This window comes from Vibrio lentus (assembly GCF_002875945.1).
Classification (GTDB): Bacteria; Pseudomonadota; Gammaproteobacteria; order Enterobacterales; family Vibrionaceae; genus Vibrio; species Vibrio apostichopi.
Genome location: NZ_MCZK01000026.1, coordinates 1 through 5,150 on the forward strand (window position 1 = coordinate 1; position 5,150 = coordinate 5,150).

Below are 5,150 nucleotides of genomic sequence, written 5' to 3' on the forward strand. Positions count from 1 at the left end.
TGAAGAGGCAAATGGATTAGTGCATTTCTCAAAGAAGAAGAATAGTGACAGCGTGGTTATTCATCGCTTGAATCGTAACTCTGATGACTTTGACGATGCATTTGATGAGCTATTTAAGCACATTAGTTATTTAGCCAAAGAAGATACAAAACACTTTGGTAGCGGTAGACGGAATTTCGGCCATAGTCATAAGTAGTTTAAAAATTACGGTAGTGACAGTTCCTGTGGGATTAACAACAAACCACAGGATACTAGAATGCCAAACCAACTCAACATCACTCAACATCACTCAGAAGCGTCTAACTACCTCACCGTCAGTCATGACCGAACGTTTAATGGAAAGCCACTCTACTACCACGAGGGTGGTCTTATCCTTGAGTATTTGGAGGATATCGATCAAGTACTGACTGAAGCACTAAATCAATATCCGAGACTCTTTGCTGTTCACCTCAACCTCAATCTACCGAGTCACTTCAGGGGCGATTACCTAACGGTGTTTGCCCATTTCTTTCATACTTTAGAATTAGAGACTAATGAACTCTGTAAGAACAAATACACCAATAACACCTATCAACATCCGCAAACGGTGATCCGCTATATCTGGGCGAGGGAGTGTGACTCCACTAGCCAGTATCATCTTATCTTGCTCTTTGATCGAGAGCTCTTCCAAAGCTTAGGAACGGGTCGAGATAGTTGGGGCGTTTTCTCTACAAAAAAGTAAGAAAGACATGGGATAGGGTGATGGAAGCTCATTCTAACCAACGATGCTCAGGGTTAGCGTATTCCCCTAACAATGAAGGCTTTGAGCTTTCTTCCGACACAGAAACGTTCCCGTTACAGCTAAACGAGTTCTTCTATCGAATGAGTCGTCTCGCGAAGCCCACCACCAAACACGATGATAACCGCAGCACGAGTTTTGATTGCAGTCGTAGCTAACCTAAAAAATCACACCACAAGCAGTACCTATGTCATTCAACTATCAATAGGTACTGTTCCATGTCCAATAATCCGAATTCCCCGACTATCACCCATTCCACCACCTTTAACGATTATCCCGTGATCTACAGTGAGTACGGGCTGTATGAATCCGCCCTTACGAGTATGACCAACCTCTTTGAACAGGCACTAGAGCAGTTTGAGTTCACGTTAGTCATGCATTTGGGGCTATACCTTCCTAAAGACCACCCAGACACAGATTTAACCATCATCAATGACTACATCCACCAGCTTAAAAAGAAACTAAATACAGACTCACTCTATTACTCGTGGCGTAAGCGAGCCGATAAATCCCCCTCACACAATTACCAAGTCATACTCTTGTTTGATTACAACCAGTACTTTGGCTCCGCTATCTGTTGGGATAAACGTAATCAATTAGCCAACCACCTTAAAGAGGCATGGCAAGAGGCTGTACAGAGCCACTACGAAGGCAAAGAGCGTTCATTGGTGTTATTTAACGACCGAGGTAACTACGGCTTAGGGACGCGCTGCAAGAGCAAAAGTAGCGCAGTAAAGAACAGTGTATTCCACCGCATGAGCCGTCTAGCTGAGGCATGGGTAGAAGAGCATGACTGTTTTGGCTCTAGCGAGGATTAACCCCACCGCACTTTTTTACAGCGGTGGCTTATCTCATGGGTATATACAAAATACAGGAGACCATTCCCAATGAGATTTCTAAAGTTAAAAGAAGTGATGGAGAAAACGGCTTTAAGTCGTTCAGCGATTTACCGAAAAATGAATAACGGTAACTTTCCATTATCAGTCAACCTTGGAGATAGAGCTGTTGCTTGGGTTGATGGTGAGATTGATGATTGGATGGAATCATGCTTGGGATTACGAGAGAGCCAAGAATAATCCAATTTACAGCAAACATACTGACCACATCAACAGGGAGCCCACGAAGGCTCCCTTTTCAATTAGAGAGAGAAATAAAATGAGTTATTCAATTTACGTAGATGGCGCGGCACCGAACAATCAACACGGATGCACACAGGGTGGAATTGGTATTGCAGCCTTTAATGAGCACGGCGAACTGGAGTATCAAGATAGCATCACTATTAGACGCAGTACCACCAATGCAGAATTAGAGCTAATGGCCTTAATCGAAGGTCTAGAGTATGCGCAGGATGGCGATGTCATTTACTCAGACAGTGATTTTTGTGTAAAAGGCTACAACGGTTGGTTAGATAACTGGAAGGATAAAGGTTGGCGTAAATCAGATAAGAAGCCAGTAAAGAACCGTCATCTATGGCAACAAATCGACGAATTGCGTTCAAAGAAATACGTAGAGGTGTTTAAGGTCAAAGCCCATTCAGGTGATAAGGGTAATGACATGGCAGACTTGTTAGCTGTTGAAGCGGCAGAAGCCGATTAAGAAGATGGTGCACAGCTTGTTGGAAGACCGCTAGCAGGCTGTGCGGTCTTATCCCTTGTCTTTAGGGTAGCGTTAAGCGTTTTTATAGATAACATATATCTGTAGGCTGATGCGATTTAGGGAGAGATCTAGTGGTCGTTCTGCTAAATGTGAGTTGATTCCCACGGGCATACACAGGCAGGGTTTGCACTTTTTTTCAAATCGAAGATTATTGTTTATATCGTTTTACTGTAGATATCCGTACCGCTCCAGTTGAATTGCAGCAGATGGCTTACGAGAACTGTTTAATTCCATTTATGCCCAAATAACATTTGGGAAGACGAGCTCATCGAGTCTTACAACGCGTTCTCTGGTTGGCCTGATGCAGCTCCTCATTAAGCTGGGTGTATTAAAATATGGGCTTGATGTGTCTTTGCGTTCCACTCTTTCATTTCAGCAAGGAACAGGCCGTGAGCGTTAATCGTATTGATGAGCTTTGGTGCGCGTTCTAGTTTGATGAGCATCGATAGCGGTATTATTTGGTTGTGTTCTTGGTCAAAGCCGTGTTCGACTTGCTCTTCTAACATGTAAAGAATACCAAGCTCCGCTTCGTTGCATTCTTCAAACAATCGAGACTCAATACCTTCTTCATCATAAAGGTGTATGAGTAGATTATAGAGCTTTTCAGCACCGACGAGTTTCGTTTGATTCGATTGAGAATTGAGTTGATGCAGTTTCATTTCTAAGTTCCCCCTTTTTTTTCTCGCTACGCTGAGCATCAGTTTGATGTCTTTTTTAATATTCGACAATGACTTATCGCTGAGCTTCGGCTTGAGGTGTTTTATCAAAATTTCATTACGCGTTGTGACTGGCACAAAGCGGGGAGATGCTGACACTTTACACAACAAGTGGAGTAAGGCGTGGGTAATGACGTTGTGTAGGTTGTGGTAGTAGTCAAAGTCTCGTTTGATTTGCATAGCCAAGGTAAAGTTGTTGTTTGGTTGTTAGGATATGGGGGCTCGCTGCTCTTTATCAATCACAATACTGACTCAGGGAGAGATTTTCCATAACGGATCATCGTTCATAAATTGCTAATTTAGTGGAGCAACTGAGCTGGAAATGTTCAAAAGTGTTTTAGTAGGGAAGCTGGTATACAGAAGCAAAAAAATGGGGAGCGTGATTGCTCCCCATTGTCAGTTTTAGTCTTGGCTGGTGGCATTACTTTTCTTTGATAGCTTCACAGCCTTTAGGTATCGCAACCGACGATACCTGTTTACCTGCGTTTAGAGCCGCTTTCACATCCAGCTTGTATTGAGTGCATTTGCCTATACTGACGTTAACCGCTTCCGTTTCTACCGATGGATTACCTCCAAGCGAACCACCACCTTGAGCCAAAACAAAAGGTGATACTAGGGTAGCCAGTAGAACAAGTGTGTTTATTGTGATGTTTTTCATAGTTGATCCTTATTGGTAGTTATAAATAGATGAGTTGTTTTGTATTGCTTTTGGTTTAGAAGGTGTAAACAAAGGTGCCAGCCGTTGAAGTGACTTCAATTTCTTTCACGTTGTCTACGGTGCAGTTGTTGCTGTATCCCGTGTAGGTTTCCCCGAACTTCAATGACACGTTTCTAGATAGCTCTGAGGCCGTACCAGCAGGAATACGACAATTACCTCGGTTAATCACAACGTCGGTGATGAAGGTGTTATCGGTAATGGCTTGTAGGTCAAAGACTAAGCTTCCCCAATGAGAGTTGGTGGAGATCGATACTTCTATATCCGCAACGGCTTCAGGAGACTCTTCCTGCTCAGTGCATCCTGTTGCTCCAATAAACAGGGCCATCGTGACTGCGTATCGAACCGATTGGTTTAGTCGATGTTTTAGTTTGGTCATGGGTTTACTCTCCTCATTGGTGAGTGAAATTCTGGGTAGCCGGCTCCTTCGTGAGCCAGCATGAACTGCTCAACATTGAAGTCAGAGGGATAGGTAAATGAAAATGTCGATACACTGGCCTCATCAATGAGTGGTAAGGCAACGGTGTGTATTGGATGTTGGTCGGATAGCCGAAAGAGCAGCAAGAGCGCGTCGCACTGAACCGAGAGTCCCAGTGGTTCAATGAGCGTTCGCTCTTGCTGCAAAGCTTGGCTAGAGACCTTTAGCATTCGGTTGTTAAGTAATGCTTCATGGACTGACCCTAAGACTTGTTGCTGCTTGTTAGTCCAGCTTCTCGTATTAGGTAGATTGAGGTGTACTTTTCTTAGCCAAAGTCGTTCTTTTGAAATGACTGAAGCCTTATCCTGTAAGGGTTTGTCTCTCTCCGAGGGCCGACCCAGTCCATAATTCAGCGCATCAGGAATAAGCGGCTGTAAGTACTTGTTGGTCAGTTGCCAATAGAGCATTTCTTGCTTATTTAGCTTCAGTAATTGCTCGGATGTTTTTCGGTAAATATGGGGCATGCTCATCGAATCACACTCCACGTTAAACACGTCCACAATGACTTCATCGAGGTAGCGTTTAATGCTGCGCGTGGTGCGGTGGATATTAAGTTGGGCCAACTGCTGCTGCAACTCCCTAACGGTGACCCATCGATGTTGAGGAATAAGCATCAGCGTGTGCAGCAAAGCAGATAAGCCTTCAATGCTGGTTTTATTGCTCATGACTACTCTCTCAATACATAGCGCTCCACACCGGAGTCGGACATTTAATGTCGGGAGAATAGAGGTGGGTTCGACACATAATGTCCAACGGTTAAAGCGCCATCAATCGGCTTAGCGAAAGCGTGAGTCGATTAACATTATC

At 43.9% G+C, this 5,150-nt stretch carries 8 protein-coding genes and 1 pseudogene; 5 read left to right on the top strand and 4 right to left on the bottom strand.

What is annotated here, in order from left to right; translation table 11 throughout:
- The 5 genes and pseudogenes from BCT49_RS02430 to BCT49_RS02450 all read left to right on the top strand — a co-directional run.
- On the top strand, window positions 1-196 hold a 196-nt coding region (locus tag BCT49_RS02430; RefSeq protein WP_133151631.1), incomplete at its 5' end, for a YagK/YfjJ domain-containing protein.
- A gap of 60 nt (window positions 197-256) precedes the next feature.
- A pseudogene (locus BCT49_RS02435) lies at window positions 257-1,060 on the top strand (inovirus Gp2 family protein).
- Complete coding sequence (locus tag BCT49_RS02440) at window positions 997-1,596, top strand: inovirus Gp2 family protein (protein ID WP_157938595.1); 600 nt, start codon at window positions 997-999, stop codon at window positions 1,594-1,596. Before BCT49_RS02435 ends, BCT49_RS02440 begins: the two are co-directional and overlap by 64 nt.
- Before the next feature lie 69 nt (window positions 1,597-1,665).
- On the top strand, window positions 1,666-1,854 hold the full coding sequence (locus BCT49_RS02445; RefSeq protein ID WP_076655945.1) for an AlpA family transcriptional regulator: 189 nt from the start codon (window positions 1,666-1,668) through the stop codon (window positions 1,852-1,854).
- A 79-nt stretch (window positions 1,855-1,933) separates the two neighbouring features.
- Complete coding sequence (locus BCT49_RS02450; RefSeq protein WP_102434007.1) at window positions 1,934-2,374, top strand: ribonuclease HI; 441 nt, start codon at window positions 1,934-1,936, stop codon at window positions 2,372-2,374.
- Between the two features lie 374 nt (window positions 2,375-2,748).
- Here BCT49_RS02450 and BCT49_RS02455 read toward each other — a convergent pair whose 3' ends face one another.
- From BCT49_RS02455 to BCT49_RS02470, 4 genes are all read right to left on the bottom strand, one after another.
- On the bottom strand, window positions 2,749-3,330 hold the full coding sequence (locus tag BCT49_RS02455; protein WP_102434008.1) for a DUF2913 family protein: 582 nt from the start codon (window positions 3,328-3,330) through the stop codon (window positions 2,749-2,751).
- Window positions 3,331-3,571: 241 nt separating this feature from the next.
- Window positions 3,572-3,808, bottom strand: a complete 237-nt coding sequence (locus BCT49_RS02460) for a hypothetical protein (protein ID WP_102434009.1) — start codon at window positions 3,806-3,808, stop codon at window positions 3,572-3,574.
- A 55-nt stretch (window positions 3,809-3,863) separates the two neighbouring features.
- The gene (locus BCT49_RS02465) at window positions 3,864-4,193 is read right to left on the bottom strand and encodes a hypothetical protein (protein WP_198595807.1); all 330 of its coding nucleotides are present in this window, start codon (window positions 4,191-4,193) and stop codon (window positions 3,864-3,866) included.
- 47 nt (window positions 4,194-4,240) lie between these two features.
- On the bottom strand, window positions 4,241-5,008 hold the full coding sequence (locus BCT49_RS02470) for a transcriptional regulator (RefSeq protein WP_102434011.1): 768 nt from the start codon (window positions 5,006-5,008) through the stop codon (window positions 4,241-4,243).
- Between the last annotated feature and the right edge of the window lie 142 nt (window positions 5,009-5,150).

Coding starts and splice junctions, on each gene's coding strand:
- BCT49_RS02440 (WP_157938595.1), top strand. CDS start 997: ATGTCCAATAATCCGAATTCCCCGACTATCACCCATTCCACCACCTTT.
- BCT49_RS02445 (WP_076655945.1), top strand. CDS start 1,666: ATGAGATTTCTAAAGTTAAAAGAAGTGATGGAGAAAACGGCTTTAAGT.
- BCT49_RS02450 (WP_102434007.1), top strand. CDS start 1,934: ATGAGTTATTCAATTTACGTAGATGGCGCGGCACCGAACAATCAACAC.
- BCT49_RS02455 (WP_102434008.1), bottom strand. CDS start 3,330: ATGCAAATCAAACGAGACTTTGACTACTACCACAACCTACACAACGTC.
- BCT49_RS02460 (WP_102434009.1), bottom strand. CDS start 3,808: ATGAAAAACATCACAATAAACACACTTGTTCTACTGGCTACCCTAGTA.
- BCT49_RS02465 (WP_198595807.1), bottom strand. CDS start 4,193: ATGGCCCTGTTTATTGGAGCAACAGGATGCACTGAGCAGGAAGAGTCT.
- BCT49_RS02470 (WP_102434011.1), bottom strand. CDS start 5,008: ATGAGCAATAAAACCAGCATTGAAGGCTTATCTGCTTTGCTGCACACG.